The following is a 26,952-nucleotide window of genomic DNA, read 5'->3' as shown; positions in this document are numbered from 1 at the left end:
ACGGCCGGGAATTCCCGGCCGTTTCTTTGTTGGGCAACACGATGACAACCTGCTTATAATATCAATTCCTCTACCTCAACCCCCGACGATGCTTTGGTGACATAAATAAACAGGATAATTTGTCGCCCGGACGCTTCGGGTAAATGATAAAAAAGGCTGCTGAAAAACTGCACCTTGCCGTCACGGTCTAATTCGCTCAATTCCTCTTTAACGCGCCGGCGCACCCGCGCCTGTTCATCCGGTGTAAGGTCCTGATTGAAAAAATCAGGGGCGGAACCGCTGACCACCCGTTCACTATGAGCGTAATCGCGAGCCAGACATTCTCTCAGACCCATCAGCACATCCCCACAAAAACGCTGCGCCAGATAACGATTCAACTCGTAAGCTACTTGCCGTAAAGCCCGGCTACTGGCATGCAACTGTTGTTCGCTCCAGAAACGATTCAGATCGTCCAGGCAGCCTGACAATGAACCCGCCCTGGCCAACAGTGCAGCGATCAGCCGGGGGAACTTATGGCTGTTGACCAGCAGATCGTTCAAGCGGGCGATGCCACGCACCCGCTCAAGGTCCGCAAAGCTCCATTCCATCGTGGCAAGCACGGTGTAAGGGGGCGCCGGGTCATAGCAGATACCCTGTGCTACTGACTCGCGGCGCAGTGGCGCCCCTGGTAGCAGTTTCACCAGTTCTATCTGCAGGTGATCAGCACCCAAGGCGTAGGTCCAGTCGAGGGCGGCAAAGAATTCCAGCAGACCACCGCCCGGCAGACCGGCTATCAGATCGAGATGGAGATGAATGCGGGTACGTTCGCGCAGGGCGCGAACATTAGCGGCCAGCAGATCCACCGACATGGTACGGGACACGCGCTGCAAGGTTTCCGGCAGGACCGCCTGAACCCCGATTTCAAACTGAAACATCCCGGCTGGAACTTTTTCCAAAAGTTGGAGTGTTGCTTCGTCAAGAAGGTGGGCTCCCATCTCAAAATGAAATGAACTTGAACGGTTGTGTTCAAGGATGAAGCGGAAGATCTCACGAGCGCGTTCGGCGTTGTAGTTGAATGTGCGGTCGACAAACTTGATCAACTTGATCTGCTGGTTCATCAACAGCCCAAGGTCAGCCTTGATGCGCTCCATGGAGAAAGAGCGGACCTGGGTGCTGCGGGCACTCAGGCAAAAACTGCAACGGTACGGGCAACCACGGCTACTCTCGTAATACACCAAGCCACGGGTCAGAGCGACCAGCCCGGCAGCAAAGGGTGACGGTAACTGGTCGAGGGGATCAAGCAGACTCTCCTGCTCTGTAGCATGTTCACCCGGCAGTTGCACTCCGGGAAGCGGGGTTGGCTGCTCGCCAGCGCACCAGGCACTCAGCAGGTGCCGTAAGGGAACCTCCCCTTCGCCGCAAATAATCGCATCTACCGGGTACTGCTGAAAAAAATCAGCCGATTCAAAAGAGATGTCCGGACCACCAAGCACTATCCGACAGTCAGGGTTAATCTGTTTCAAACAGCTGACCAGCTCTAATGTCGTCACCCGGTTCCACAGATAGACGGAAAAACCGACCACGCTGGCCTCAGCCGCAACAATCTGGGCGAGGAGGTTTTCTTTGGGTTGATTGAGGGTTAGTTCAAGAATCTGAATCGTTGAACAAAGCGATTGGCAGTAAGCCTTGAGATAGGGCAAGGCCAGACTGGCATGGATGAAACGGCTATGCAGGGTGGTTAACAGGATCTTCATGGCGACAGATTACCCGATTGCCCACCCCCAGCCAAGGATTAAGAGAAAGGTATCTATTCAGCACCGGGCTGGGAATCCTATTTCAAGGGACGCGATTGTTCCCCGATGGGTCATCCATGACCGCTTTTTGTCGCCGTCCATGGCGACAAAAACCCTTGCCATAGGATCCCCAACCCTGCGCAAGGATAATGCTGGATAATTACAGATAAATGAATATATCTCAGGGGCAGATCAGTCCATCCCTGATCTTGACGGTCCGTTCGGCGCGGGCAGCGAGCTCCGGGTTGTGGGTAATCATAATGGTTGTCAACCCCTCATCACTCAAGCGCCGTAAGATAGCAAATATTTTTTCGCTGTTTTCCGTGTCCAGGTTGCCGGTAGGCTCATCCGCCAAGAGTATCGCCGGATCATTGACCAGACCGCGGGCGATGGCGGTGCGCTGCATCTCGCCACCGCTCAGCTGGGCAGGAGCATGATTGAGGCGATGTTCCAGACCGACCATTTCAGCCAGTTGTTCAATCTTTTTGCGCTGCGCCGGTTTTTTACTGAAGAGTAACGGCAGGGCAATATTGTCAAAAACGCTTAAGCCGGGAATCAGATAAAACTGCTGGAAGACAAAACCGATCTTCTCGCGGCGGATCTTGACCAGTTGTGATTCGGGCATACTGGCGGTATTGACACCATCAAAAACAACATCACCGTTGGTCGGCTGGTCAAGGCAGCCGAGGATGTGCAGCAAGGTGGTTTTGCCGGCACCGGAAGGGCCGACGATGGCCATCAGTTCGCCGGCGTCGATGGTCAGATTGACGCCCCGCAAGGCGCGCACATTTTCCACCCCGCGACGATAGGTTTTTTCGATATTCTTAAGTTCAATCATCCCTTGATCGCCTCTACTGGATTAATTTTTGATGCTTTGACCGCTGGATAAATGCCGGCACAAAGACCGATAACAAAGATAAATGCCACGCTTCCCAGGGCGACGATGGGCTCGAAACGGATCAGGTCGCCGGAGGGAACAAAGGGCATGACGGAGCGGACAAAGGTTTCAATCAATCGAGCACCAAGGGTGGACAAAACAATGCCGACGACACCACCGACCAGGGCAAGAATGGTTGTTTCACTCAGGATAATGCGGAAGATGTCCCAGCGTGAGGCCCCGACGGCGCGCATCATGCCGATCTCCTGAGTGCGCTCAAACACCGCCATGAGAATCGAGTTCATCACCCCGACGGCACTGATCAGGATGGCGATCAGCACGATGGCCAGACTTAAGGCCCGCGCTGCAGCGGCGAGATTGGAGACGGAATTCATGACTTCACCCATGGTGACAATCTGGATACCGGGTACTGATGAGGTCAAGGACTCGGTAATGGCGCCAATGCGGGTCGGATCATCGACCTTGACGCCGATGGCGGTGGCCGATTGGGGATAGCCGAGGAGGTTTTGGGCGCTTTGTATCGGCAGGTAGACAAAGGCATCATCCTGACTGCCGGAATAGCCGACAATGCCGGAAACGACCAGATCAACACCTTCTGCCGGCGAGGAGAAGTGATCGCCGGGCTTGAGGTTGTCATGTTGGGCAACTTCGTAACCAAGCAGCACCTCATGCTCGTGGCGCGGGATCGTGCCGGTGATTTCCCACCCGGGCTTAATCGCTTCGAGCACGTTCATCTCAATGCCGTAGATCAGGTCGATCTTGCCCCGTTGCTGGTCGGGCAGTTGCGCCACCAGAATCGGGGTTGCCAGATCAATACCGGCGGTCTGCTCGACATGCTCCATCACTCCGGTATCGAGAAATTTGGGGATAACCGCGCCGTGCAATACCAGCGCGGCGACCTCGTGGGCACAGCCGGACGGTACGATCATGAAATGCAGACCGGTGCGCTCCAGCTCAACCGCCAGGCCTTCGGTGAACCCTTTATTGAAGGATAACACGGCGAACAGTACACCAACCGATGCGGCAATGCCGAGCATGGTCAGTAAGCTGCGGGTACGGTGGCGCAGGATATTTTTGGCCGCAAGTTTCACATAGCTGGTCATTTCACTTCAACCCCGGTGGCAATCAGCAAGAAAGCCTGCTGGGATCTGGCGACGGTACCAGTGGCGATGGCCGTTCTGTTCGGTAATGAAGGCAACTCAAAGCCGTTGCGCGCCAGGTCGATATAGACCTGGCCGGTGTCATCCTGCAGGTAAAACCAGCAGCCATTGGAGGCGCACTGACTAACGATGCGCCCTTCCAGGGTCACCGTTTGCCCCATCAGTTCCGGGCGTAAAAACATGTCCTTAACCTGTACCCTGGGAGCAGCAGGATCAACCCCGGCGCCGTATTTGTTATCGCCGCCACTACAGGCCGCCAGGAACAGGGAAAATACCAAAACAGACCCGAACAAGATTTTTTTCATGAGCAAAACTCCTGATGATCAAGCTAAACCGCACAGGGTTCAGGGTATCCACAGACAACGGGCAATCTTTTTGTCTGGTAAAATGATAAAGAAAACAATCAGATTTCTTCTATCAAATACAAGCATTATTGTAAAGGAAAAGCGCTCAATGGACACCTTATTTGGGGGAATATACAGTTACCAAGTGTGCCTTTGTTCAGTGGCACTGGAGGTTCTCGTCGACGCCCTTCTGTGCTATATTCGGCGCCTGCGTGAAAAGGAATGAATCGATGAGCAGAAATAAAACCTTTTTGACCCTGGTAGCTGATGAACGGGGCGAGGTATTTGAGCATCCGGATCTCCTCATGGCGGGAATGAACGGCCTGACTTTGTGCCAACCGGACCCGGACGAGATGATTCCATTGCCGGAGGGCAGTCGCCTGTTTACCATTCCCAAGACGCCACCCATCGGTTTTGATCGTCGTAATGGTCAGCAAAAAACTGTGACCCGGATGCCAAAATCATGGGGCGGAGGTTCTCTCCAGGCGGTTTCTGCTTTTGTCACGCCGGCTTTTACCCGCACCCTGTTGCCGGCCGCCGATTATATGAATAAACCGGTTGAACTCACCCTCTGGTCCTATACCGCTGTCGGCTGGTGTGTTGAAGAAGAGTGTTTCTATGTAGCGGCCGTTCGGGTCGATCGCAACCGCCAGTGGGAGCCCCAGCACTTTGACGATCGCCAACTGGAGCCACTGGTGCGTCAGCGCCTTGAGCGTGAAGCTGACAATCGGCTGCTGGTACAACTGTCGCGCTGCGCCCTTGATTATCACTGCTTTGCCGCCAAGAATCTATTTTTTGGCCGCTGGGAAGCTCCCTTGCCCTGTTCGCCTGTCTGCAATGCCCAATGTCTCGGCTGTATTTCCCTGCAGGACGAGCCCAAAGCCTGCCAGGCCAGTCAGGATCGCATCGATTTCGTCCCGACCGTTGAAGAAATCTGTGCCGTAGCTGTCCCTCATTTACAAACAGCCGAGAACGCCATTGTCTCCTTTGGCCAGGGGTGTGAAGGCGATCCGATCATGCAGATCGATACCGTTACTGCTGCGATCAGACAGATGCGCCGACAGACAGACCGCGGCACCATCAATTTCAACACCAACGCTTCTATACCCGCTGCCATCGACCAGCTCGCTGCAGCCGGGCTCGATTCCATCCGCGTTTCCCTCAACTCGGTGCAGGAACATTTCTACAACGCCTATTACCGTCCACGCTGTTACTCCTTTGCTGATGTGCTGGAGTCGATCCGCCGCGCTAAGCAACAGGGTCTCTTTACCATGCTCAACTATCTGGTTTTTCCGGGAATCACTGACCGTGAGGATGAAATGGCAGCCTTGCTGAAACTGGTAGATGAAACAGGAATCGATCTGATTCAGATGCGCAATCTGAGCATTGACCCCCTGCTCTACTGGTCAACCCTGGGTGCCGAAGGGAAAGGGATCGGCATGAAGAAGATGCTCGATCTGCTCAAGCAAAAAATTCCGCGCCTTCAGTATGGCTACTTTAACCGTACCCGTGAACATTTTTATCCCCCCGGTTTTGAGAACGACTGGCCGCTACCGGCGCAGCTGTGAAGCTCCCCGGCCGGTAACGATTCGACATAGCCGGTGGCAGCGGACATAAAAGCAGTAAAATCTTCCTCCAGCTTTTCGCGATGTTGATGCAATTGCTCGAAGCCTTGGGCCAGGGGAATTTTGTGATTCAGTCGTTGTTCCAGACGCTGCAGCACCCGCCCAACGACTTCCTCCTGTCGATAGGATGTCAGCCAGTCCCCTGCTATCATTCGCGGTAATTGCTCCTGCAGACTTAGCGGCAGATAGTGATGACAGACGTGCAGCCCCCTATATACACCATGAGCAAATTCCGGCAATAGCTGCAAAGAGTAGTGCTCCCATTGGCAGGCTAGAAAATGATCGTAGAACACGTCTACCAGAATACTGCGACCATGGCCGAAAGAGGGACAAAGACGCCGGCGACTGGCCTGGAAAGGTGGGCTGTTAAGAGTAAAGGTGTCCAGCCGGCGGTGAAGCTTAAGGTGGGTTACCAGGTCATCCGGCAGTTCGCCAAAATGACTCCCTTTGAAAAAATCACCCATCAGTGTGCCGGCCCAGGCCAGCGGCCGCGGCGCGGAAAAATACAGATGGGCCAGATAATTCATCAGAATCACCTGTTGTTATCAGCAGAGTTTTTCAAGGGCGGAAGCCAGATCCTTACCAAAACGCTGATCGGAACGGTCAAGCTGTAACAGGTACCGGCAGAAACCCTGCATTAAATGCTGATGTTGATCCCGAACAAAACGCCGGCTGAGCATGTCGAGTTGAAAGAGAGGGTCGTCATCCGTCACCACCAGTGCGAAAAAAGTAGTAACCGCCGTATCCAGATCGTTCGTATCGACTGACAAACAGATAAGCCCGGCCATGGAGAAAGGATCACGGCCAAAGCCGATGGCGCGCCGATAAGACCGGGCGGCCTCTTCCTTCATGTCAAGGTGATAATAGGCATCGCCCATGCGGGTATGCAGGATCTGAGTGCCGTCGGAATCTTCAAGGATCTTCCGCCAGATTTCAATAGCCTCGTGATAGCGCCGATGCCAGCGGTAACAATTGCCCAAACCATAGAGGGCATAGGGGTTATCAGCGTCGATCTCAAGGGCACGGCGAAAATAAATTTCAGCCTGGTCAAAATCAGACAGTCGCAAGCACAGTTTGCCGAGGATGGTGAGGATATGCAGAGAGCTACCGCCAAGAGTCAGAATCTTTTCATAAATCTGAATAGCTTCGGCGTCTTTACCCAGACGATGCTGTAAGTCCGCCAGTCCCGCCAGGGCGAAACGATCATCCGGAGCGAACTCAATAATGTTCAGATACATTTGCTCTGCTCGCTCAAACTGCAGCAGCACCTTGGCACTGTCGGCAATCCGCGACATCACATGCTTGTCGAGTGACCGCAGGCGCAGATAGCGCTCCCACATGCTGATGGCATCGGCATGGCGATTCAGTTTCTTGTAAACATCACCGAGTCCGCGCAAGGCAAACAGGTTGTTTTCATCGATGTGCAGAAGCTTCTGATAACAGTCTTCAGCGAGCTCGAAGTTCCCCATCTCGCGACTGGCATCACCCATTCCAGAGAGCAGGTAGGGATTTTCCGGTTCACTCTCCAACCCCAGAAAAAACAGCTGACAGGCTTCGTCATATTTGCGTGAACGCAGCTTCTGACGCCCCTGTTTCGACAGCTCAATAACCGACAATTCCTCGACCGGTACGTCTTGTATGTTACCTGCTCCCACTTTTAACTCCTGATTTTTCATGCCCAGCTATTTTTTGACCCAGTAGCCGCTGATATTCCCTGCGACACCAATTTTCCAAGGCAATCATTTTATGTAACGGTTGACGAAAATCGACCGTGCCGGCAGCAAACACCCCGTGACCATAAACAACACCGATTCCATCTGCCATGACCGGTGCCAGGTTTTTGGCAATCCCGCCGGCGCCAACCTCACCGGCGACAACGGGAACGGTCCCGAGATATCTGACCTGCGGACAGTCTTTCCAGCAATCAGCAATATGGCACCCCTGTTCATCGCAGAGCAAACTCATAAGGACGGTAAATTTCGGATGGCCGTGAAGAATTACCGTCGCTCCGGTGGCTGCATAAATGGCGCGATGGGCCGGCAACTCACTGGATGCAGTAAGCCCCGCGGTGGTGGAATTATCGTCCGGCACCAGATCAATACAGCCGGCTAATGCATCAAGGCTGGCGCCGGTCTGGGAAATCATCAGCTGATTGTTCACATGGCAGGATATATTGCCGAAAAAAGAATCAACCAGGTGCAGTTCTACAGTACGCTGTCCCGCCTGTTCAATCGCCTTACGCACAGCATGTTCATCAGCAAAGGGTCCAGCGGCAATATCGTCCAACAGCTGCGGGATAGGATGAGCGAGCTGTTCGAGCAAGGGACCCAGTTCCACTATTTCAGCACACCGTGGCTCATCCTGCAACAAGTGCAGCAGATAACCAACAAAAAGCGCATGATAGAGGGTAGAAAAGTTGACATACCCCTGCTCTACGGTCACCGACCCAACGGCAATGATCCCAACCCCTTCCACCAGCACGCCTTTGCGCTGTCCCAGGAGTCCGGCAACGTCTGCCCAGTCAATCCGGCCATGGTGCCGGCGCACCAGAGGGATATCATGAAGAAAGGTACGGGTTTCTGTATCAAGCGGAGCGATGCGCTGGGATTCCGGTGCCAGACAGAGTGGATAGAGATTCTGAAACGGCAACCAGGGTTCGCCTATCACCAGAGCAATAGACTTGACTTCTGAGAGTAAGGCGCGCCCGATCCGACACAGATCGGTCGCACCAGCTTCGCGGATCAGATCATCCTGTGCCACCAGGGCGACGCGCCCCTGGCGCACGGCACCATCGCGTTCAAGCTGATGTCGATATTTTTCTACTTGTCTGATCACAGTCGATTTTCCAAAAAATGGGAAGGCACCTGCCCCCTATCATCCAGTCCACGCAGACGGTAATAGCGCGCCCGCTCGTCCAGAAAGCGCTGCCGGTCAATTGCCGGTATGGAAATTCCGTGACCACTGGATCCTGGTTCCTGAAAAAAACGTTCCGGCAGCATGTCATCCGCGCTGGTAAAACCGTTCATCTGATTGTAATAACGTTCCGACAACCAGATCCGCTCACCGCCGGCGAGCAATTGTGTCGCTGTAAAATCAACACCGGTTACCGCGGTTAGCAGCGCTGCATATTCTTCCAGCCCGGCGGCCAAAAAAACAAAACGGCAGGCCACCAGAGAATCTCCCACGACATGAGTGTTTTCGGCAACAATATTCATCCATGCCTTGCCGGCAAAATCGAAGCGGTCGCTGGCTACCGGCTTACGGAGTATTTCATGGGCTACCGGATAGGCCGGGAGGTGGCAGGCACCCCGATTACTGGTAGCATACGCCAGCGCCATGCCATAGGCTCCGCGCGGATCGTAGGCAGGAAGCTCGAGGCCTTTAACCGTCATCGCCAGATGCGGGCAGCCAAGCGCTGTCGTCAGACGCCGGGCGCCCTGGGCGAGCAGATCACCATCTTCCTGGCGCATGGCAATCTGCCCGAGACGATGCGGCAGATCTTCAGCACGGATACCTTCCCCTGATGCCTCGCTGAAGGCCGCTATAGTTGCTGCAGCAGAAAGGGTGTCCAACCCCAGATCGTTACAAAGCCGACAAGCCGCCACAATGATATCCAGGTCACTGATACCCAGCAGAGCACCGAAGTGGCTCAAGCTGCCGTGTTCGGGTAAACGCTGTTGATCCCTGGTTGCTTTCTTACAGGAAATCGGGCAGTCATGACATCCCTGGCTGACCGGCTGGTAGCGCCGACGCAAAGCGGGTGCCGCGTAGCGGGATGTTTCGGCAAAAAATGTCTCGCGAAAATTATTTGTCGGCACCATCCGCCGCTGAGCCAACAGATCGATGAGCGCCGGCGTGCCATATTCGGCAAAACCCAACTCACCAAAAATCACCGGCGCGGCGTTGAGTAGCCGCATGATATCATTGACGCTGCGCTCAACCCCTTCGGCATCGGCGACAACGACCGGCTTCTTTCCAGCAATCTGAATCCCTTTGAGCCGCTTTGCACCCATCACTGCGCCCAGCCCACCACGCCCGGCGGCGCTTCCCTCGGCAGTCATGATATTAGCGTATAAAACCTGATGTTCGCCGGCGGGGCCGATAATCGCCGCACCACCAACGGGTTTCAACGCGGCAAGGGTGTTACTGACGGGCAGCCCCCACAAATGTGTTGCCGATTCAATCTGCACCTGATCACCGGCAATCGACAGAAGTACCGGCGCTGCGCTGACTCCAGTGATTTTTAACGCATCGTATCCGGCCGCTTTAAGCTGCAAGGCCATGGCGCCGCCACAGGAACTGGCATGAATGGTGCCGGTCAAGGGTGAACGGGAGACAACGCTTAACCGCGCTGAGGCAGGAGCGATCGTCCCGCAGAGTGGGCCACCGGCAAAAATCAACGGCATGGCGGCGCTGAAAGGGTCGAGCTGATAAGTATCACGCAGCAAACGTACGCCCAGACCGCGGCCACCGATAGAGTCGTGCAGCAAATCGGCAGAAAGCGACTCTACCCAGCTTTTCTGATGGGTTAAATCGACAATGAGTAGACGACCACACCAACCTGCCAAGTTGCGAGGGGGGGTCACCTTATTCATCGGCAGTAATTTTCAATGAGAGATTCATCCGGATTCCCCAGCAATGATAACGTTAATGACCGGTAAATGTAGCAGTTCTTCTTTTACGCTGTCCATCAATTGGTTTTTTTGCACTTTTTCTGTATTCTGATGGTATCTATTCACTGCTGTCCCTCGCGCAGGGTCGGGGATCCTGTGGCAAGGGGGTTTGTCGCCATGGACGGCGACAACAAGCGGTCATGGATGACCCAACGGGAAACAATCGCGTCCCTTGCCATAGGAGCCCCGATCCGCTGCTGAACAGTTACGTCTTTCTTTTACTCAATCATGCCCCATTTGGGATCAACAACAGGATGATACATCATGATCAACAACCAGCGTCTCAGTGACGAGTTCTTTCGCCTTGCTGCGATTGACAGCCCATCATATCGCGAAGCCCTTATCGCCGCCTATCTGCAACAACGCTTTTCACAGCTTGGTGCCGATGTGACTTTTGACACCGCCGGTGCCGCTATCGGCAGCGACAGTGGCAATATGATCGCGCGTTTTCCCGGTACCCGTGAAGGTGACGCTTTCATTATCTGTGTCCACATGGACACTGTCAGCCCGGCTGAAAATGTTCAACCACTGTTAAATGACGGGGTTTTCACCAGTGCCGGCGATACGATTCTGGGTGCCGATGACAAAGCCGGCATCGCCGAACTGATCGAAGCCATCGAGGTCCTCAGCGAAAACAATATCCCCTATGGCCCCCTTGAGGTCGTCATCACCGTTTGTGAAGAACGGGGGCTTTTAGGGGCAAAAGAGTTTGATTTTTCGACGCTGCAAGGCACTAAAGGAATCGCTCTCGACACCACCGGCATTGACCGGATTATCAACCGTGCCCCCGCTGCCAACCGCATGAAGATCGACATTCATGGTCTTGAGGCGCACGCCGGCGTCTGTCCGGAACAGGGGATATCCGCCATCATGATTGCCAGCAGGGCGATTGCACGCATGACCTTAGGTCGTATTGATGAACACACCACAGCCAACATCGGCACCATCAACGGCGGTATCGCCACCAACATTATCCCCGGACTGGTCAGTCTGCACGGCGAGGTTCGCAGCCACCTGCCGGAACGCCTGCAGCAGGTCACCGAAGCAATCATCCGCTGCTGTGAGGAAGAGGTGAACAATAGCTCGGTGATGATTGACGGCGAAACCCGCCATGCAACCATGGCGATTGAAATCAAGGAAGATTTTCCCGCCATGCAGATAGCGGAAACAGCCCCCATCGTGCAACTGGTGATGAACGCCGGCAAGGCACTACAACGTCCTCAACAGGTTGCCGCCGCCGGCGGCGGATCCGATGCCAACATCTTTAATGGTCATGGTATTCCGATGGTGATTCTGGGAACCGGCATGAACAAGGTACATACGCCCCAGGAACAGGTTACGGTTGCCGACATGGAAAAGGTCACTGCGCTACTGGTAGAGGTTATCCGTAACGCCTGAATTTCTACTCATACATCAACCACAAGGAATCTTACATGGAAACTTCCAACGAACGGGTTATCAGCACGCGGTTTGACACCGTTACCCTGATTACCATCAATCGTCCCGAATCCCTTAATGCGCTGGATCAACTGACTTTGCAACAACTGGATGCAGCCGTCAGCGCCATCGAAGCCGATCCGCACGTCAAGGTCGCCATTATCACCGGCGCCGGTAACAAAGCCTTTGTCGCCGGCGCTGATATCAGCGTCATGCAGCCTCTTGACCCCATCGCCGCCCGCCGGATGGCAACCACTGCCCAGCTGCTGCTGAATAAAATTGAAAACGGCAGCACGATATTTATTGCCGCCATCAACGGCTACGCCTTAGGCGGTGGCTGCGAACTGGCCCTGGCCTGTGATATCCGGATTGCCGCGGACAGTGCCCAGCTCGGACAACCGGAGATCAATCTCGGCATCATCCCCGGCTGGGGTGGCACCCAGCGCCTGCCGCGCCTGGTGGGTAGCAGCAGGGCAAAACAATTGATGTTGACCGGAGAACGGATCAGCGCCGGTCAGGCAGCACAAATCGGTCTGGTCAACGAGGTGGTAACCGCTGCCGAGCTGATGCCCCGAGCGCAGAAATTGGCACAGACCATTGCCGAAAAACCGAAAATGGCACTGCAACTGATCAAGGAAGCAGTCACGAACGGGATGGAAATGGATAGGAATCGCGCCTTTGCTTATGAAGCGGACCTGTTCGGGCTATGTTTTGCAACGGCTGATCAAAAAGAAGGGATGCTGGCGTTTCTCGAAAAACGCCGGCCGGATTGGCGGGACTGTTGAGGAAGCTATGCCCAACGGATAGGCTGAGCGCGCCGGTTCAAGGCTTCCTTGATCTGTGTTACACAATCGTAGGGGACTCTGATACCACGTAGTCCATAGCCAATCTGAATAGCGGAGCCTGGCTCACCATGAAAATCTGATCCGCCGGTAATCACCAGACCCCGTTGCTGCGCCAGGCGGATCAGCCAATCACTGTCCTCCAGCCCGGAACCGTTATTGTAGACCTCGATCCCGTCGAGCCCCAGCTCTACCAGTTCCGTTACCAGATATTCCAGTTGCCGCCGATCGCGGGTCACATAGGGGGGATGAGCCAGAACCGCGATGCCTCCGCAGGCATGCACCAGACGAATGGCTTCATCAGCGGGAAAATAGTGTTTTTCCACGTTACAGGGAATCAGATAACGGGTGAAAGCATCTTCATTGCCGCTAACATAACCTTTCCCGCGCAACACCTGGGCAATGTGCGGTCGGCCAATACTTCCACCGGCCAGCCTGCGGACTTCTTCCACAGCGATCGGAGGACGTCCTTCGCCCACCAGCTTACGATTCACCGCAGCGATAATACGTTCGTTGCGCTGGGCACGAAACGACTGAAACTGATTCAATTCAGCAATCAGGCGGGGATCACGATAATCGAAGCCGTAACCCAGCAAGTGCATGTCGGTGTAGTTGTGCCACTGGCTTGACAACTCTACCGCAGGGATGATTTCGATCCCCAGGGGGCCGGCGGCCACGGTCGCACGTTCGATCCCATCGATATTGTCATGATCAGCCAATGCGATAGCCAACAGACCAACGCGCGCTGCCTGCTGCACGACCTCCTCAGGCTGAAAAAATCCATCGGAACAGGTGGTATGGATATGCAGATCAACATAGTTACAATTCATTTGCCTATTATTCTTGTTTGTTTGACGTAACGCTAGTGTTTTAATGAAAAAAATCGGATACAGGCGGCGATGACCGGCACCCCTTGACCATTTCAGCGTCAGCGTGTACACATGAATAAGCCTAACAAGGAGCCTTTTTTCGCATGCCACCACGTCTGAACGTCGACAATCTCAAGAGTTACTTCTTCACCCGCAATGGTCTGCTCAAGGCCGTTGACGGCGTCTCTTTTCACATCGAACAGGGCGAGACCCTGGCGCTGGTAGGTGAATCGGGCTGCGGCAAATCGATGACCGCCCTCTCCATTTTACGCCTGCTCCCCGAACCGGGGCGTATCGTTGGTGGCGAGATCCATCTCGATGGCCGCGACCTGCTGCATTTGCCGGAGATAGAAATCCGGCGAGTTCGCGGCAACGACATCTCGATGATTTTCCAGGAGCCGATGACCTCCCTGAACCCGGTTTTACAGATTGGCGATCAAATCGCTGAAGTGTTACGCCTGCATCAGGGGCTCTCGCGCCGCGAAGCTCTCGACCATGCTGCCCAGAGCCTCGCTCAGGTTGGTATTTCCGACCCGATCCGGCGCTTGCGTGATTACCCTCACCAGCTTTCCGGTGGTCAGCGTCAACGGGTCATGATCGCCATAGCCCTGGCGTGCGATCCGAAACTGCTGATAGCTGACGAGCCGACGACCGCCCTTGACGTGACCATTCAAGCCCAGATCATGGATTTACTGCTGAAACTCAAACAAGAACGCCGCATGGCAACCCTGCTGATTACTCACGATTTGGGGATTGTCGCCAGTAATGCAGAGCGGGTTGCGATCATGTATGCCGGCCAGATTGTAGAAATGGGCAGCATCAACGACGTATTTTCCAACCCGCTCCACCCCTACACCATTGGGTTGTTACAATGCGTACCACGTATTGGCGAAAAAACCAGCCTCGCCACCATCTCCGGGCAGCTTCCTGATCTGACCAAAAATCATGAAGGCTGTCTGTTTGCCGAACGTTGTACCTGCCTGTGCAACAAAAAGCAGCAGCAGCGCCCGGCCCTGAAAGAGGTTACGAACAACCACCTGGTACGCTGCTGGAGACTGTCATAATCATGGCCCTTCTTGAAGTAAAAAATATAAGAAAAAGCTTCAATGTGACTGATGCACTTGGCCGCAATCGAGGCAAACTTGTGGCGGTAGACAATGTCTCTTTTACCATCGAGGCCGGCGAGACCCTGGGTCTGGTCGGCGAATCCGGATGTGGTAAATCAACTACCGGCAAGCTGATCCTGCAATTACTCAAGCCCGATCGGGGGCAGATTTATTATGCCGGTACTGAGCTGACCGGTCTCTCTGCGGCAAAAATGCGTCCCTGGCGGCGGCGCATGCAGATGATATTTCAGGATCCCTTCTCGTCACTCAATCCACGCATGACCGTTGGCGCCATCTTAAGTGAGCCGTTGATCATCCACCGGCTTGTGCCGGCCGGCCAGATTCGCGCCAGAGTCATTGAACTGCTGGAAAAAGTCGGTTTGTCGGCGCAGCACGAACAGCGCTACCCCCATGAATTTTCCGGTGGCCAACGGCAGCGCATCGGTATCGCTCGGGCCTTAGCGGTGGAACCGGAATTGATTATCGCCGATGAACCGGTTTCTGCCCTTGATCTTTCGGTTCAGGCGCAAATTCTCAATCTGCTCAAACAACTGCGCGAAGAACAACAACTCAGTTATCTGTTCATTGCCCATGACCTGGCTGTTATTGAACATGTCAGTGACCGCATTGCTGTCATGTACCTGGGAAACATTGTTGAACTTTGCACCGCGGCGGATCTGTATAAAAACCCTCGCCATCCCTACACAGAAGCGCTGCTTAACGCCGTTCCTGTTCCTGACCCGAAACATGCTCGCCCGTTGGCACTGGCCGGGGAAATACCCTCGCCGGTCAATCCACCCAGTGGCTGTCATTTCCATCCGCGTTGCCCCTATGCGGATAACCTCTGTCGGCAACAGGCGCCTGAATTAAAACCGCTCACCGGCGGTCACCTGGTCGCCTGCCATTACCGCGATCAGGTCGGCCGTTACCTGGTTCGCGTTTAAAGCCGTGGGCTTTCCCACCCACCTCCAACTTGAAAAAATATTCGCAAATAACCCGGGGGTAAGCTAGAATGCCGGCGCATCCATCTCTAACCCTCAGCTGTTGATCGTTCATGACCAGAGTAAAAAAAACATCAGATCTGAAGCTCGGACTGCACACCCTGCAGGATATCAGCGCGCTTATTCTCCGCTCCCATGACCTGGATGAAACAATCAACAATATAGTTCACCTGGTTGCCGAACGGGCTCACTCGGAAGTTTGCTCCTTGTATCTGCTCGATGAAGATCAACGGACTCTGGTGTTACGGGCGACTCACGGTCTGACCGTCGAATCGATCGGTCAGGTCAAATTGCAGATTGGTGAGGGGTTGACGGGGAAGGTAGCAGCAGAGCAACGGGTAGTGGCCATCAGTAATCCCCGGAATCATCCTGATTTTCGTTTTTTTCACGAAACCGGAGAGGAACAATTCCATACCTTTGTCGGCATCCCTTTACAAGATCGCAGCGCTTCTATCGGCGTTCTGGTTATCCAGACCTGTGACATTCACCACTTTTCAGAAGATGAACTGGCAACCCTGACAACCATCGCATTTCAGGTGGCTTCCATTGTTGTCAATGCCAGACTGCTTGACACCCTGCATCGCTATGAAATCCCCGGTCCGCCCGCGCCTGCTGCGTCAGCATCCGAACCAGGCACCTCCCCAGCGCAGCAAACCATCGCTCTCTACGGCAAAATGGCGTACCCCGGCATCGTCACCGGTTCGGTGACGATCCTCGATCAGGACTACGGTTTTGCCGATATTTTTGATGAATGCAACATCGACATCAACGCCGAATTGACACGCCTGGACGAAGCCCTGCGCCAGACCCGTATTCAGACACTGTATCTGGAAAAGCGGGTTGCCGCCCAACTCAGCCAGGAAGATGCTGCCATTTTCCACACCCATCTGATGATCCTCGAAGACCGGGGCTTCATCGAACGCCTGCATCACCTGATCGAAGAACGCCACAGTGCCCCCTATGCCCTAAAACGGGTGATCAATGGCTATCTCGCGGCCTTTGCCCGGATGGAAGACCCCTATCTGCGCGAGCGCGCGGCCGACATGGAAGATGTCGGCAGACGGCTGCTTGCCAATCTGGTCGGCCGGGCGCCGGAAGGCCTGCAACTGCAGCAACCCAGTATTCTTATCGCCAAACGACTGCTTCCTTCAGACATGGCAATCCTTGACCATGAGAAAATCCAGGGCATCGTGCTGGAGTCCAACGAGGCCAATTCCCATTCGGTGATCATGGCCAAGAGCCTCGGCATCCCCACAGTAATCGGGGTTGCAGGTGCCACTATCCATATCAGTCCCAACGATCAGCTGATTCTCGATGCCAACGCCGGCTGTCTTTATCCTAATCCTTCCACCAGCATCCTCGACGAATATCTGCGCCTGGAGCGGGATCGTGTGCAGGAAAAAGAGCGGCTGCTGTTGCTGCGCGATGTCACTGCAACGACCCGGGACGGTCATGAGGTCTTCTTACGCGCGAACATCGGCCTGATCAGCGACGTTGATGTCGCTATCAATCACGGGGCGCTGGGGGTCGGCCTGTATCGCACCGAATTCCTCTACATGACCCACAGTGGTTTTCCCGATCGCGATCAGCAGTATCAATGGTATAAAAAAATCGTCGAAAAATTTTCCGGCATGCCGGTTACCATCCGTACCCTCGACATTGGTGGCGACAAGACCCTCCCCTATTTCCGCCAGCCCCAGGAGAACAACCCCTTTATGGGATGGCGGTCAGTACGCATCAGCCTTGATTATCCCGATATTTTCAAAGTGCAGCTCGAAGCTATCCTCATGGCTGCCACTGCCGGTCCGGTGCGCGTGCTGTTTCCGATGATTTCTAACCTGAATGAAATCCGCACCTGTAAAGAACTGGTACGTCAAGCAGCGCAGCAACTGGAGCAAGAGGGCATCAACTATCATCCTCATCTCCAAATCGGTGCGATGATCGAGATTCCCGCGGCGATTCAGCTGGCCCCCCATCTGGCACAGGAAGTAGATTTTTTTGCCCTCGGCACGAATGATCTGATTCAATACCTGCTAGCGGCCGATCGTTCCAATCCGCGCGTGCAGAACCACTATGACCCTCTCCACCCGGCGGTGCTGCAGAGCATCGACCAGTTGGTTGCTGTCACCCGCAAGCATGGCACTGACCTCTGTCTGTGTGGCGAGATGGCAACTGACCCGGTTTGCCTGCTGGCCTTGATCGGCCTGGGTATCCGTGATTTTTCCCTGTCGGCCCCCTACATTCCACAACTTAAAAATATCATCAACCAGATCGACAGCGGCGCAGCAGAAACCATCACCCGCAAAGCGCTGGAACTTGGCGACAGCACAGAGATTCGTTCTCTACTTGAGTCTCTTCTGGATTACTGATCCCCACAGTTTGCTGCAAAAAAACAGCCGAACTCCCGCAATAAAAGGGGCCCGGCTGCATTAGCATCAACGTCGCGAAAAACTTATTCAATCACAGCGAGCAGATCCCCCTGCTCAATCTGATCTCCCTCATCAAAAACCAGCTGCTTGATGACACCAGCGCGGCGGGTCTTAACGTTGGTCTCCATTTTCATCGCTTCGGTAATCAGCAGCACGTCCCCCTCTTCAACGGTGTCCCCTTCCTTGACCATCAGCTTGAAGATTTTTCCCGGCATCGGTGCGCCGATCTCATGGCCATTATCGGGATCCGCTTTGACATTACTCCTGAAATCAGTCTCCACCGAGCGGTCAACAACGGTCGTCATCCGAGGTTCACCATTGAGCTCAAAGTAGATATGACGGGTTCCATCCTCCCGCACCCGACCGATGGCACTGAGCTTGATGATCAGGGTCTTGCCAGGCTCAATCTCGATGGTGACTTCATCACCGATATCAAGACCGTAGAAAAACACCGGGGTCGGCAGGACCGAAACATCACTGTGTTCCTGGCGGAAACGATCATATTCTTCATAAACGCCGGGATACAGCACGGCCGAGAGCACATCGCGGTCAGAAACCTTATGGCCGAGCTTTTTCTCGAGTTCGTCCTTTTTCAGGACAAAATCCGCCGGTTCGAGTAACTCTCCGGGACGACAGGTTAACGGCTGTTCACCGCGCAGGATAATCTGCTGTAACCGCTCTGGAAAACCGCCATAGGGCTGACCGATCATACCCTTGAAAAAATCGACAACCCCTTTGGGAAAAGCCAGATCTTCACCGCGCTCGTAAACATCTTCCGGTGACAGATTGTTCTGCACCATAAACATCGCCATATCGCCGACAATTTTGGATGACGGCGTAACCTTGATCAGGTCACCAAACATATCGTTGACGGTGCGATACATCTGTTTGCACTCTTCCCAACGATGACCCAGACCAAGCCCTTCGACCTGCGGCTTAAAGTTGGAATACTGACCACCGGGAATTTCGTGGTAATACACCTGCGCCGTACCACTCCGCAATTCCGACTCGAAAGGGGCATAGTAAGACCGGCAGGTTTCCCAGTAGTTAGCCAGCTTTTGCAATCCGTCGTTGTTGACTTGCGGATCCCAGATGGTGCCCACAAGGGCTGCCAACAGTGCATTCATATTAGGCTGCGCGGTCAAACCGGACACAGAGGACAGGGCTAGATCAACGATATCGCAGCCGGCCTGGGTCGCCATCAGCAGCATAGCCCCGCCGTTACTGGACGTATCGTGGGTATGCAGATGAATCGGCAAGCCGACTTCATTTTTCAGCGCCTTGATCAGTTTCTCGGCAGCGAAGGGCTTGATCAGTCCTGCCATATCCTTGATGGCCAGAATGTGGGCACCCATTTTTTCCAGTTCCTTGGCCATGGAAACATAATATTCCAGCGGATACTTATCGCGCTTGGGATCAAGAATATCGCCGGTATAACAGATAGCCGCCTCACAAATAGTACCGCTCTTACGCACGGCATCCATCGCCACCTGCATCCCTTTGGTCCAGTTCAGGGAATCAAAGACACGGAAGACATCGATGCCGCTCTCGGCCGCCTTGCCAACAAACTCCTGAACGACATTATCGGGGTAATTGGTATAACCCACCGCATTGGAACCACGCAGCAGCATCTGGAACAGAATATTCGGCACCTTGGCGCGTAATCGGTCGAGCCGCTCCCACGGATCCTCACGCAAAAAACGCATGGAAACATCGTAGGTAGCGCCACCCCACATCTCAAGGGAGAACAACCCGCCCCCTAAGTGCGCAGTGGCTTCAGCGATTCGATCGAGATCAAAGGTGCGGAAACGGGTCGCTACCAGGGACTGATGGGCATCACGCATGGTGGTATCAGTAATCAGCAATTGTTTGTGATTGCGGGCCCACTGCGCCAGACCTTCAGGCCCCTTTTCGCGCAAAATATCCCGTGTGCCCCGTGGATGCTGCTGGCCATAGGGAATTTCGGGGATTTCCGGCTCACGCAAAGAGCTATACTTCAGAGCCTTGTGGGGCGGAATACCGGGATAACCGTTGACCGTCACATCACCGATATAATTGAGAATCTTGTTGGCGCGATCCTGCTTGACACGCACTTCGAAAACTTCCGGATGTTTTTCAAGAAAGGAGGTATCACAGTCCCCCTTGAGAAACACCGGATGGGTGATGACTTTCTCCAAAAAACCGATATTGGTTTTAACACCGCGGATGCGGAATTCCTGCAGGGCGCGGTGCATAGTGCGCGAGGCATCAAGAAAAGTCAGGCCCCAAGTTGAAATCTTGACCAGCAGGGAATCATAATCGGGGGTAATCACAGCGCCGGCATAACCGGCAGCGGCATCCAGACGAACACCGAAACCGGCCGCAGTACGGTACGCTTTGATCGTACCGAAATCGGGCGCAAAATTATTGTCAGGATCTTCGGTGGTAATCCGTGACTGAATCGCAAAGCCACGCAGCTCAATATCCTTCTGGCTCTTGATGCCAATTTCCGGATCACTGAGTTTATACCCTTCGGCGATACGGATCTGGGCTTGTACCAGGTTACGTAGAGTGACCAGTTCAGTGACTGTGTGCTCTACCTGAATGCGCGGGTTGACTTCGATAAAGTAAAAGTTCTCCTCTTTATCCATCAAAAACTCAACTGTCCCGGCGTTGATATAGCCAACCGAGCCGGCAATTTTCAAAGCGTAAGAACAGAGCTCTTCACGTTTTTTCGGCGTCAGATAAAGGGATGGTGCAATTTCGATGACTTTTTGATGACGACGCTGGATCGAACAATCGCGCTCATAAAAATGAACCATATTGCCATGCTTATCGCCAAGAATCTGGACTTCAACATGTTTTGGATTCTTTACGTATTTTTCGAGAAAAATCGTTGCATCCCCGAAAGATGCCTGTGCTTCAGACGCTGCGCTGCGCAACCCTTCAAGCAGTTCTTTCTGATTATTAGCGACGCGCATACCGCGACCACCGCCGCCGGCACTGGCTTTAACAATAATCGGATAGCCGGATGATTTAGCGAAGATCAGAGCTTCTTCTTCAGTGCGGACCGGATCGGTGGTACCCGGGACAATGGGAACACCTGCTTCATGAGCAACCTTGCGGCCCGACACCTTATCGCCCAAACGCCGCTGGATATCAGGGGTCGGTCCGATAAAAGCAATACCGGCACGTTCGCAGGCGGCAGAAAATTCCGCATTTTCAGACAAAAAACCGTAACCGGGATGGATTGCATCAACATTTTTTTTGCGCGCCAGGTCGATGATCTCATCGATGCCCAGGTAGGCATCAATAGCCCCCTTCCCTTTGCCGATCAGATAGGCCTCGTCCGCCTTGTAACGATGCAGGGAGAGGCGATCCTGCTCAGAATAGATGGCAACGGTAGAAATGCCAAGCTCGGTGCAGGCGCGAAAAATCCGGATCGCAATTTCGCCACGGTTAGCTGCCATAATTTTTTTAAATTTCGTTATATTCATTGTCTTGGCTACTCCTTGACAGGGGACAAATATCAAATATGTAAATTTTTGAGATCGCTAAATTTTTTTATTATAAATAAACTTCTATCGAAATTTCAGTAACTTGCCAAACTTTACAGTAGCAAAGAAACAATAAAAGACGGACTTTGTCAAGCTAGAATAGTGTTTTACTCTTATCAGAAAAGGTACAAAACAAGAAACCCTGCAGCTAACCTGTAAATCTTTGTCTGAAAAAACAGCAGCATACACAAAAATAAATTATTACTTTATATGTAATGGCTATGACAAAAAACATCTGTCTGCTGTTGTTTGCGCGGCAAAAAGATTCAGCACCCCGTATGCTCAGCACCAACGTTTCAGATTATTAGCTGTACCGGCAGGTTGAGCGGGAAGATGAAGAAGTGGAGAAGAGAGAAATTTGCACAAATGATCATCGGTAAATTTCCAGTTTAGTTTGCGCAAGAAGCTTGAGGATGACACCTCTTTATGCTAAGGTGACGTCAATAAAATGACGCCTATCCGAGGTGAGACATGACCCATCACCCCCAGATTCTGTTGATCGATGACGAAGTCGAAAGCAACCGTTCCCTTTCGACCCTGCTGACGCGCGACGGCTACCGTGTCAAGAGCACCCAGACAGCTGAAGAGGCCTTTGCGCTGCTCAAAAAAACAACCTTTGACCTGATCATCAGCGATCTGTTGTTGCCTGGCGTCAGCGGCATCGACATTCTAAAACAGGTCAAGGTTGATTTTCCACAAACCTCCGTCATTCTGATTACCGGTAACGCCTCGGCCGAAACCGCCGTCGAAGCCATGAAGGCCGGAGCCCTTGACTATATCAGCAAGCCCTTCAACTTCGAGCGACTGCGTATCCAGGTCGCCAAAGCGCTGGAAAAAAACCGCCTGGTTTCGGAAAACCGGTATCTCCGCCAACAACTCCACGGCCGTTACCGTTTTCACAACATCATCGGCAGCAGCCAGGCGATGCAACACGTCTTCATCCGCATGGAGAAAGTGGCAGCTACCGATTCCACCATCCTTGTTCTCGGTGCTTCAGGAACCGGCAAAGAGCTGGTAGCCAAGGCCATCCACTACAACAGTCCCCGTGCTGAGTACCCTTTTGTCGCTATCAACTGTGGAGCCATACCGGCCGATCTGCTGGAATCAGAACTTTTCGGGCACATCAAGGGGTCTTTTACCAGTGCCGTTGCTGACAAACCGGGCAAGTTTGAATTGGCCAACGGCGGCACCCTGTTTCTCGATGAAATCGGCAATATGCCGTTGCAGTTGCAGATGAAATTGTTACGGGTATTACAGGAGCATGAGTGTGAGCGCGTCGGATCAAGCAGAAAGATCCATCTTAACATCCGCCTGATTTCCGCCACCAACATTGATTTGGATGAACAGGTCAAATCCGGCCAATTTCGTGAAGATCTGTACTATCGCCTCAATGTAATCCCCATTCAACTACCACCGTTACGTGAGCGGCGTGGGGATATCGCCCTGCTGTCGCGACACTTTCTGGAAAAGACCTGTCGCGAGATGAAGCGCAAACCGATCAGTATAAGTACTGCAGCACTGCAGGCGATGGAAAACTACCCCTGGCCGGGGAATGTCAGAGAGCTGGAAAATGTGATCGAACGAACGGTGGCCCTGACCGACAACAGCAGCATTGCCTGTGAAGACCTGCCGCCGGACATCGCCTCCCAGTGTCCCATGGCCAGGATTTCAGCCCCCGAGGTCAGCCCGCAAGGGATCGATCTCAATCAGATGATGGCTGACATAGAGCGCCAACTGATCCAGCAGGCGCTGGAACTGGGGCAAGGGGTCAAGGCGCGTGCAGCGGTGTTGCTGAACATCAACCGCACGACCCTGGTAGAAAAAATCAAACGTTTGAGCATTGAAAACCCGTAAAGACTGTTTTTGCACCCGATCTAATTTTATCTGGTTATCTATTTGGTTCCAGAAAATCAGAAAACAGGATGTGGATTCTGCGACTTCGCGCAGAATGACGGCAGGTTCTTTTCCAGAAATTTACGTCTGTGTCATCTTGCGCAAAGTCGCAGGATCCAGTGTATCAGAGGGTCGCATCGGTCCCGATCCTCTAAACGTTATAACTGCAACGAAGTGGATAAGCAAATTACTTGATTGACTGTTTTTCAAAACGCTTACGCTCATTAGCATCCAGATAGCGCTTACGCAAGCGGATCGATTTGGGGGTAATTTCCACCAACTCATCGTCATCGATATACTCGAGTGCCTGTTCAAGGGACAAATTTCTTGGTGGTATGATACGCACCGCCTCATCACTCCCCGATGCCCGCACGTTGGTCAGCTTTTTCCCTCTGCAGGCATTTACTACCAGATCATTCTCACGCGAATGCTGGCCGATGATCATCCCTTCGTAGACCTGCACTCCGGGGCCAACAAACAGAATTCCGCGATCCTGCAGGTTGAACAGCGAATAAGCGACAGTCTCACCGGCTTCCATGGCAATCAACACGCCATTTTTACGCCCCTCAATCGGTCCCTTGTAGGGGGCGTAGCTGTGAAAACTGTGGTTCATGACGCCGGTGCCGCGGGTATCCGTCATAAACTCGGTACGGAAGCCGATCAGCCCACGGGCGGGGATAAGAAATTCAACCCGGTTAGTTCCTTCCATGGTCTGCATGGAGGTCATTTCAGCCTTGCGGCGACCGAGTTTTTCGATCACTGTTCCCTGGTATTCCTCAGGCACATCAATGGCCAGATACTCAATCGGCTCACACTTTTCCCCATCAACCTCGCGGTAAATAACCTCCGGCTTGGAGACGGAGAGTTCAAATCCTTCACGGCGCATATTTTCGATGAGAATCGACAGATGCAATTCCCCCCGTCCGGACACCTTAAAGGTATCGGTGCTGGCGGTATCTTCGACGCGCAACGACACATTGGTGCGCAACTCTTTCATCAAGCGTTCACGAATATTGCGTGAAGTCACCCATTTGCCCTCACGCCCGGCAAAAGGGGAATTGTTGACGATAAAATTCATCGACAGGGTTGGTTCATCAATGGCGACATAAGGCAGGGCTTGTGGATTCTCAACATCGGTCAGGGTTTCACTGATTCCCAGATCTTCCAAGCCGGCAATGGTAATAATATCACCGGCACTGGCCTCGCTGATTTCCATCTGTTGCAGCCCCTGGTAACCAAGCAATTTGGTAATACGCCCGTTAGTCACCTTGCCATCACGATCAATCCGCGCCACCTGATCACCCGCGTAAATGGTGCCATTGGCGATTTTTCCGGTCGCGGTGCGACCGATAAATTTATTATAATCAATACTGCTGATCAGCATCTGAAAGGGGGCAGCCGGGTCACCGGCCGGGGGATCGACGCGATTACGGATCATGTCAAACAGGGGGTCCAGGTTGTCGGATTCATCCTCCAGCGCGGCCTTGGCGATGCCAAACTTGGCACTGGCGTAAACAATCGGAAAATCAAGCTGCTGCTCATTGGCCGTCAGCTCACAGAACAGGTCGAAGACCATATCGACAACCGCTTCGGGTCGTGCGCCGGGGCGATCGATCTTGTTGATAACGACGATCGGCTTGATCCCCAGATCGAGGGATTTTTTCAGGACGAAGCGAGTTTGTGGCATTGGACCGTCAAAAGCATCGACCAGCAACAAAACCGAATCGACCATTTTCAAAATTCGCTCAACTTCGCCACCAAAATCAGCGTGTCCCGGGGTATCAACGATATTGATCTTCAGATCTCCGCGTTGCACTGCCAGATTTTTCGATAAAATGGTGATGCCACGTTCTTTTTCCAGATCATTACTATCCATGACCCGCTCGGTGATGACCTGATGTTCGCGAAACACCCCCGACTGGACCAGCATGGCATCCACCAGTGTGGTTTTGCCGTGGTCAACGTGAGCGATGATGGCGATATTTCTGATGTTTTCAATCATTTATAAATCCTTTACAAAACAGCTATTTTGGTTAGAGAAAAAGAGAGCGAACATATCAGAAAGACAGATTAAAGCCAACACAAATACGATTAAATTCAACCTTGCTTGACATCATCATTCGATACCCCTATCTTTTTTGGCGGCATATTCAATAATCCTTTTAGTCCGGAACCTAAAATCACGTGAGCAAACCAAATATCATTCTCACCGGTTTCATGGGAACAGGCAAAAGCACCATCGGGGCTGCTTTGGCTGCCCGTATAGGCGCAACCTTCATCGATACTGATCAATTAATTGAGCAGCGCAACAACTGCCGGATTGCGGAGATCTTTGCCCGGCAAGGAGAAGCTGCCTTCCGGCAGATGGAAGCTGCGGTGGCTCAAGAACTGGCTGATCGCTGTGACCTGGTCGTTGCGACCGGGGGAGGGTTCTTTACCAATCAGGAAAACATCAGGATACTGCGACAAAATGGACGCATTTTTTGTCTGAGCGCAACGCCGCAAGAGATTCTCAACCGCGTCAAAAAGCAGAAACAGCTTCGTCCCCTCCTGCAACATCCCAACCCACTGGAGCGGATCAAGCAACTACTGTGTGAGCGCGAAGCGGTCTACCACCAGTTTCTGCAAATCCCCACCAGCGGCCAAACAGTGAAACAGGTTGTTGATACGATTATCAACCTCCTGACTCCTGACTCCTGACTCGCTTTATTCTGCCTGTCTAACATCCGCAACCGCAATTATGACAGACAACCTTGTCACTGCCTTGGGGTTCAATAGTTTCCGGAGCAAAACACACCCGATTAACACCACGACGGAGGTCTTCTGTCAGGTTGAGGTTTTTACTGGCACCAATAATATGTCCAAGGCACATATTGCCAAACCCGTGGGCTGGACAGCGAACGCGAACACTGTTGAGCAGATCACCATAACCCTTGATATCCATGCTCGTTTCATCGTCTAAGATGTCTAACTCGAAACCTAAAGGAGCCAACTCCCGGCTTAAGTCAGCAAAAAGTGCGTCAAGCTCTGCCTGGTTGACCATCTGCCGCCACTTGTCGGCCAAATAATTGCGCTGATAAAAAACCAGGCGGATTGCTGTCTTTTTTGTCTGTGTCATTTTGATGGTCCTGCCATTAATTATCACTTTTCCTGATTTGCACCAATCTTCCGCTCTCCTCTGAAAAGTCGCCACTCTCGCGAAAGCGGGAGTCCAGGAATCTGAGCCCCCCCTGGTTCCTGCCAACTCGCGATGAAGAATGGAGACTGAGGTCAGCTTTCCGCTTGCAGATTGCTCATCTGCCTGCTATAGAATTAAGTATGCTTTTCCTACCTTATCAATGAACTATCATCAACAACCTACTATGTC

The 26,952-nt window shown here is 53.1% G+C and carries 20 protein-coding genes; 8 read left to right on the top strand and 12 right to left on the bottom strand.

Annotated features, from left to right (window positions below; all coding sequences use genetic code 11):
• Positions 1–53: 53 nt before the first annotated feature.
• The 4 genes from AC6F7T_RS05045 to AC6F7T_RS05030 form a co-directional block, all read right to left on the bottom strand.
• Entirely contained in the window at positions 54–1,733 is a 1,680-nt protein-coding gene (locus AC6F7T_RS05045; protein WP_500716909.1) for a DUF4080 domain-containing protein, read from the bottom strand.
• 220 nt (positions 1,734–1,953) lie between these two features.
• Positions 1,954–2,610 (bottom strand): ATP-binding cassette domain-containing protein, encoded by a 657-nt coding sequence (locus AC6F7T_RS05040; protein ID WP_500716908.1) that lies wholly within the window; start codon positions 2,608–2,610, stop codon positions 1,954–1,956.
• Positions 2,607–3,773, bottom strand: a complete 1,167-nt coding sequence (locus AC6F7T_RS05035) for an FtsX-like permease family protein (protein WP_500716907.1) — start codon at positions 3,771–3,773, stop codon at positions 2,607–2,609. Before AC6F7T_RS05035 ends, AC6F7T_RS05040 begins: the two co-directional genes overlap by 4 nt.
• Positions 3,770–4,135 (bottom strand): hypothetical protein, encoded by a 366-nt coding sequence (locus AC6F7T_RS05030; protein ID WP_500716906.1) that lies wholly within the window; start codon positions 4,133–4,135, stop codon positions 3,770–3,772. The genes AC6F7T_RS05035 and AC6F7T_RS05030 overlap by 4 nt, the downstream gene beginning before the upstream one ends.
• A gap of 269 nt (positions 4,136–4,404) precedes the next feature.
• On the opposite strand from AC6F7T_RS05030, the gene AC6F7T_RS05025 reads away from it, so the two are divergent.
• On the top strand, positions 4,405–5,742 hold the full coding sequence (locus AC6F7T_RS05025; protein ID WP_500716905.1) for a radical SAM protein: 1,338 nt from the start codon (positions 4,405–4,407) through the stop codon (positions 5,740–5,742).
• On the opposite strand, the gene AC6F7T_RS05020 is transcribed toward AC6F7T_RS05025, so the two are convergent.
• From AC6F7T_RS05020 to AC6F7T_RS05005, 4 genes are read right to left on the bottom strand one after another with little or no spacing between them, the layout of a single operon-like run.
• Positions 5,694–6,326, bottom strand: a complete 633-nt coding sequence (locus AC6F7T_RS05020; protein ID WP_500716904.1) for an ACP phosphodiesterase — start codon at positions 6,324–6,326, stop codon at positions 5,694–5,696. The genes AC6F7T_RS05025 and AC6F7T_RS05020 overlap by 49 nt on opposite strands.
• Before the next feature lie 18 nt (positions 6,327–6,344).
• Complete coding sequence (locus AC6F7T_RS05015; protein ID WP_500716903.1) at positions 6,345–7,454, bottom strand: tetratricopeptide repeat protein; 1,110 nt, start codon at positions 7,452–7,454, stop codon at positions 6,345–6,347.
• Complete coding sequence (locus tag AC6F7T_RS05010; RefSeq protein WP_500716902.1) at positions 7,441–8,634, bottom strand: class II aldolase/adducin family protein; 1,194 nt, start codon at positions 8,632–8,634, stop codon at positions 7,441–7,443. Before AC6F7T_RS05010 ends, AC6F7T_RS05015 begins: the two co-directional genes overlap by 14 nt.
• Positions 8,631–10,394 (bottom strand): aldehyde ferredoxin oxidoreductase C-terminal domain-containing protein, encoded by a 1,764-nt coding sequence (locus tag AC6F7T_RS05005; protein ID WP_500716901.1) that lies wholly within the window; start codon positions 10,392–10,394, stop codon positions 8,631–8,633. Before AC6F7T_RS05005 ends, AC6F7T_RS05010 begins: the two co-directional genes overlap by 4 nt.
• A 342-nt stretch (positions 10,395–10,736) precedes the next feature.
• Between AC6F7T_RS05005 and AC6F7T_RS05000 the strand changes: the two genes are divergently transcribed.
• Together AC6F7T_RS05000 and AC6F7T_RS04995 are read left to right on the top strand one after the other, a co-directional pair.
• Entirely contained in the window at positions 10,737–11,870 is a 1,134-nt protein-coding gene (locus tag AC6F7T_RS05000) for a M20/M25/M40 family metallo-hydrolase (protein ID WP_500716900.1), read from the top strand.
• Between the two features lie 35 nt (positions 11,871–11,905).
• Positions 11,906–12,694 (top strand): enoyl-CoA hydratase-related protein, encoded by a 789-nt coding sequence (locus AC6F7T_RS04995; protein WP_500716899.1) that lies wholly within the window; start codon positions 11,906–11,908, stop codon positions 12,692–12,694.
• Positions 12,695–12,699: 5 nt separating this feature from the next.
• Here the strand turns inward: AC6F7T_RS04995 and AC6F7T_RS04990 are convergent, their stop codons facing one another.
• Complete coding sequence (locus AC6F7T_RS04990; protein ID WP_500716898.1) at positions 12,700–13,581, bottom strand: PHP domain-containing protein; 882 nt, start codon at positions 13,579–13,581, stop codon at positions 12,700–12,702.
• Between the two features lie 143 nt (positions 13,582–13,724).
• On the opposite strand from AC6F7T_RS04990, the gene AC6F7T_RS04985 reads away from it, so the two are divergent.
• The 3 genes from AC6F7T_RS04985 (at position 13,725) to ptsP (ending at position 18,096) form a co-directional block, all read left to right on the top strand.
• Positions 13,725–14,684 carry an oligopeptide/dipeptide ABC transporter ATP-binding protein gene (locus AC6F7T_RS04985; protein ID WP_500716897.1) on the top strand — a complete coding sequence of 320 codons (960 nt, stop codon included), beginning with the start codon at positions 13,725–13,727 and terminating at the stop codon, positions 14,682–14,684.
• Between the two features lie 2 nt (positions 14,685–14,686).
• A complete protein-coding gene (locus AC6F7T_RS04980) occupies positions 14,687–15,670 on the top strand; it encodes an oligopeptide/dipeptide ABC transporter ATP-binding protein (RefSeq protein WP_500716896.1) in 984 nt (327 codons plus the stop codon).
• Positions 15,671–15,780: 110 nt separating this feature from the next.
• Positions 15,781–18,096, top strand: coding sequence for a phosphoenolpyruvate--protein phosphotransferase (ptsP, locus tag AC6F7T_RS04975; RefSeq protein WP_500716895.1), 2,316 nt, complete (start codon positions 15,781–15,783; stop codon positions 18,094–18,096).
• A gap of 83 nt (positions 18,097–18,179) precedes the next feature.
• Here the strand turns inward: ptsP and AC6F7T_RS04970 are convergent, their stop codons facing one another.
• On the bottom strand, positions 18,180–21,632 hold the full coding sequence (locus tag AC6F7T_RS04970) for a pyruvate carboxylase (protein ID WP_500716894.1): 3,453 nt from the start codon (positions 21,630–21,632) through the stop codon (positions 18,180–18,182).
• Positions 21,633–22,163: 531 nt separating this feature from the next.
• Here AC6F7T_RS04970 and AC6F7T_RS04965 point away from each other — a divergent pair.
• Entirely contained in the window at positions 22,164–23,546 is a 1,383-nt protein-coding gene (locus tag AC6F7T_RS04965; RefSeq protein ID WP_500716893.1) for a sigma 54-interacting transcriptional regulator, read from the top strand.
• A 226-nt stretch (positions 23,547–23,772) separates the two neighbouring features.
• On the opposite strand, the gene typA is transcribed toward AC6F7T_RS04965, so the two are convergent.
• Positions 23,773–25,587 (bottom strand): translational GTPase TypA, encoded by a 1,815-nt coding sequence (gene typA, locus AC6F7T_RS04960; RefSeq protein WP_500716892.1) that lies wholly within the window; start codon positions 25,585–25,587, stop codon positions 23,773–23,775.
• A 182-nt stretch (positions 25,588–25,769) separates the two neighbouring features.
• Between typA and AC6F7T_RS04955 the strand changes: the two genes are divergently transcribed.
• Entirely contained in the window at positions 25,770–26,285 is a 516-nt protein-coding gene (locus AC6F7T_RS04955; RefSeq protein ID WP_500716891.1) for a shikimate kinase, read from the top strand.
• Positions 26,286–26,304: 19 nt separating this feature from the next.
• Here the strand turns inward: AC6F7T_RS04955 and AC6F7T_RS04950 are convergent, their stop codons facing one another.
• On the bottom strand, positions 26,305–26,703 hold the full coding sequence (locus AC6F7T_RS04950) for a hypothetical protein (RefSeq protein WP_500716890.1): 399 nt from the start codon (positions 26,701–26,703) through the stop codon (positions 26,305–26,307).
• Positions 26,704–26,952 lie beyond the last annotated feature (249 nt).

The sequence above is a fragment of the Pelovirga sp. genome (assembly GCF_059864205.1).
The sequence above is the reverse complement of the archived record's forward strand: the minus strand, read 5'-3'. Positions and strand labels throughout refer to the sequence as shown.

What these genes read in the sequence shown, in the direction of transcription:
- typA (WP_500716892.1), bottom strand. Translation starts at nt 25,587, where the DNA reads ATGATTGAAAACATCAGAAATATCGCCATCATCGCTCACGTTGACCAC.
- AC6F7T_RS04950 (WP_500716890.1), bottom strand. Translation starts at nt 26,703, where the DNA reads ATGACACAGACAAAAAAGACAGCAATCCGCCTGGTTTTTTATCAGCGC.
- AC6F7T_RS05035 (WP_500716907.1), bottom strand. Translation starts at nt 3,773, where the DNA reads ATGACCAGCTATGTGAAACTTGCGGCCAAAAATATCCTGCGCCACCGT.
- AC6F7T_RS05030 (WP_500716906.1), bottom strand. Translation starts at nt 4,135, where the DNA reads ATGAAAAAAATCTTGTTCGGGTCTGTTTTGGTATTTTCCCTGTTCCTG.
- AC6F7T_RS04980 (WP_500716896.1), top strand. Translation starts at nt 14,687, where the DNA reads ATGGCCCTTCTTGAAGTAAAAAATATAAGAAAAAGCTTCAATGTGACT.
- AC6F7T_RS05045 (WP_500716909.1), bottom strand. Translation starts at nt 1,733, where the DNA reads ATGAAGATCCTGTTAACCACCCTGCATAGCCGTTTCATCCATGCCAGT.
- AC6F7T_RS04965 (WP_500716893.1), top strand. Translation starts at nt 22,164, where the DNA reads ATGACCCATCACCCCCAGATTCTGTTGATCGATGACGAAGTCGAAAGC.
- AC6F7T_RS04985 (WP_500716897.1), top strand. Translation starts at nt 13,725, where the DNA reads ATGCCACCACGTCTGAACGTCGACAATCTCAAGAGTTACTTCTTCACC.
- AC6F7T_RS04990 (WP_500716898.1), bottom strand. Translation starts at nt 13,581, where the DNA reads ATGAATTGTAACTATGTTGATCTGCATATCCATACCACCTGTTCCGAT.
- AC6F7T_RS05025 (WP_500716905.1), top strand. Translation starts at nt 4,405, where the DNA reads ATGAGCAGAAATAAAACCTTTTTGACCCTGGTAGCTGATGAACGGGGC.
- AC6F7T_RS05020 (WP_500716904.1), bottom strand. Translation starts at nt 6,326, where the DNA reads ATGAATTATCTGGCCCATCTGTATTTTTCCGCGCCGCGGCCGCTGGCC.
- AC6F7T_RS05040 (WP_500716908.1), bottom strand. Translation starts at nt 2,610, where the DNA reads ATGATTGAACTTAAGAATATCGAAAAAACCTATCGTCGCGGGGTGGAA.
- AC6F7T_RS04970 (WP_500716894.1), bottom strand. Translation starts at nt 21,632, where the DNA reads ATGAATATAACGAAATTTAAAAAAATTATGGCAGCTAACCGTGGCGAA.
- AC6F7T_RS04995 (WP_500716899.1), top strand. Translation starts at nt 11,906, where the DNA reads ATGGAAACTTCCAACGAACGGGTTATCAGCACGCGGTTTGACACCGTT.
- ptsP (WP_500716895.1), top strand. Translation starts at nt 15,781, where the DNA reads ATGACCAGAGTAAAAAAAACATCAGATCTGAAGCTCGGACTGCACACC.
- AC6F7T_RS05005 (WP_500716901.1), bottom strand. Translation starts at nt 10,394, where the DNA reads ATGAATAAGGTGACCCCCCCTCGCAACTTGGCAGGTTGGTGTGGTCGT.
- AC6F7T_RS05000 (WP_500716900.1), top strand. Translation starts at nt 10,737, where the DNA reads ATGATCAACAACCAGCGTCTCAGTGACGAGTTCTTTCGCCTTGCTGCG.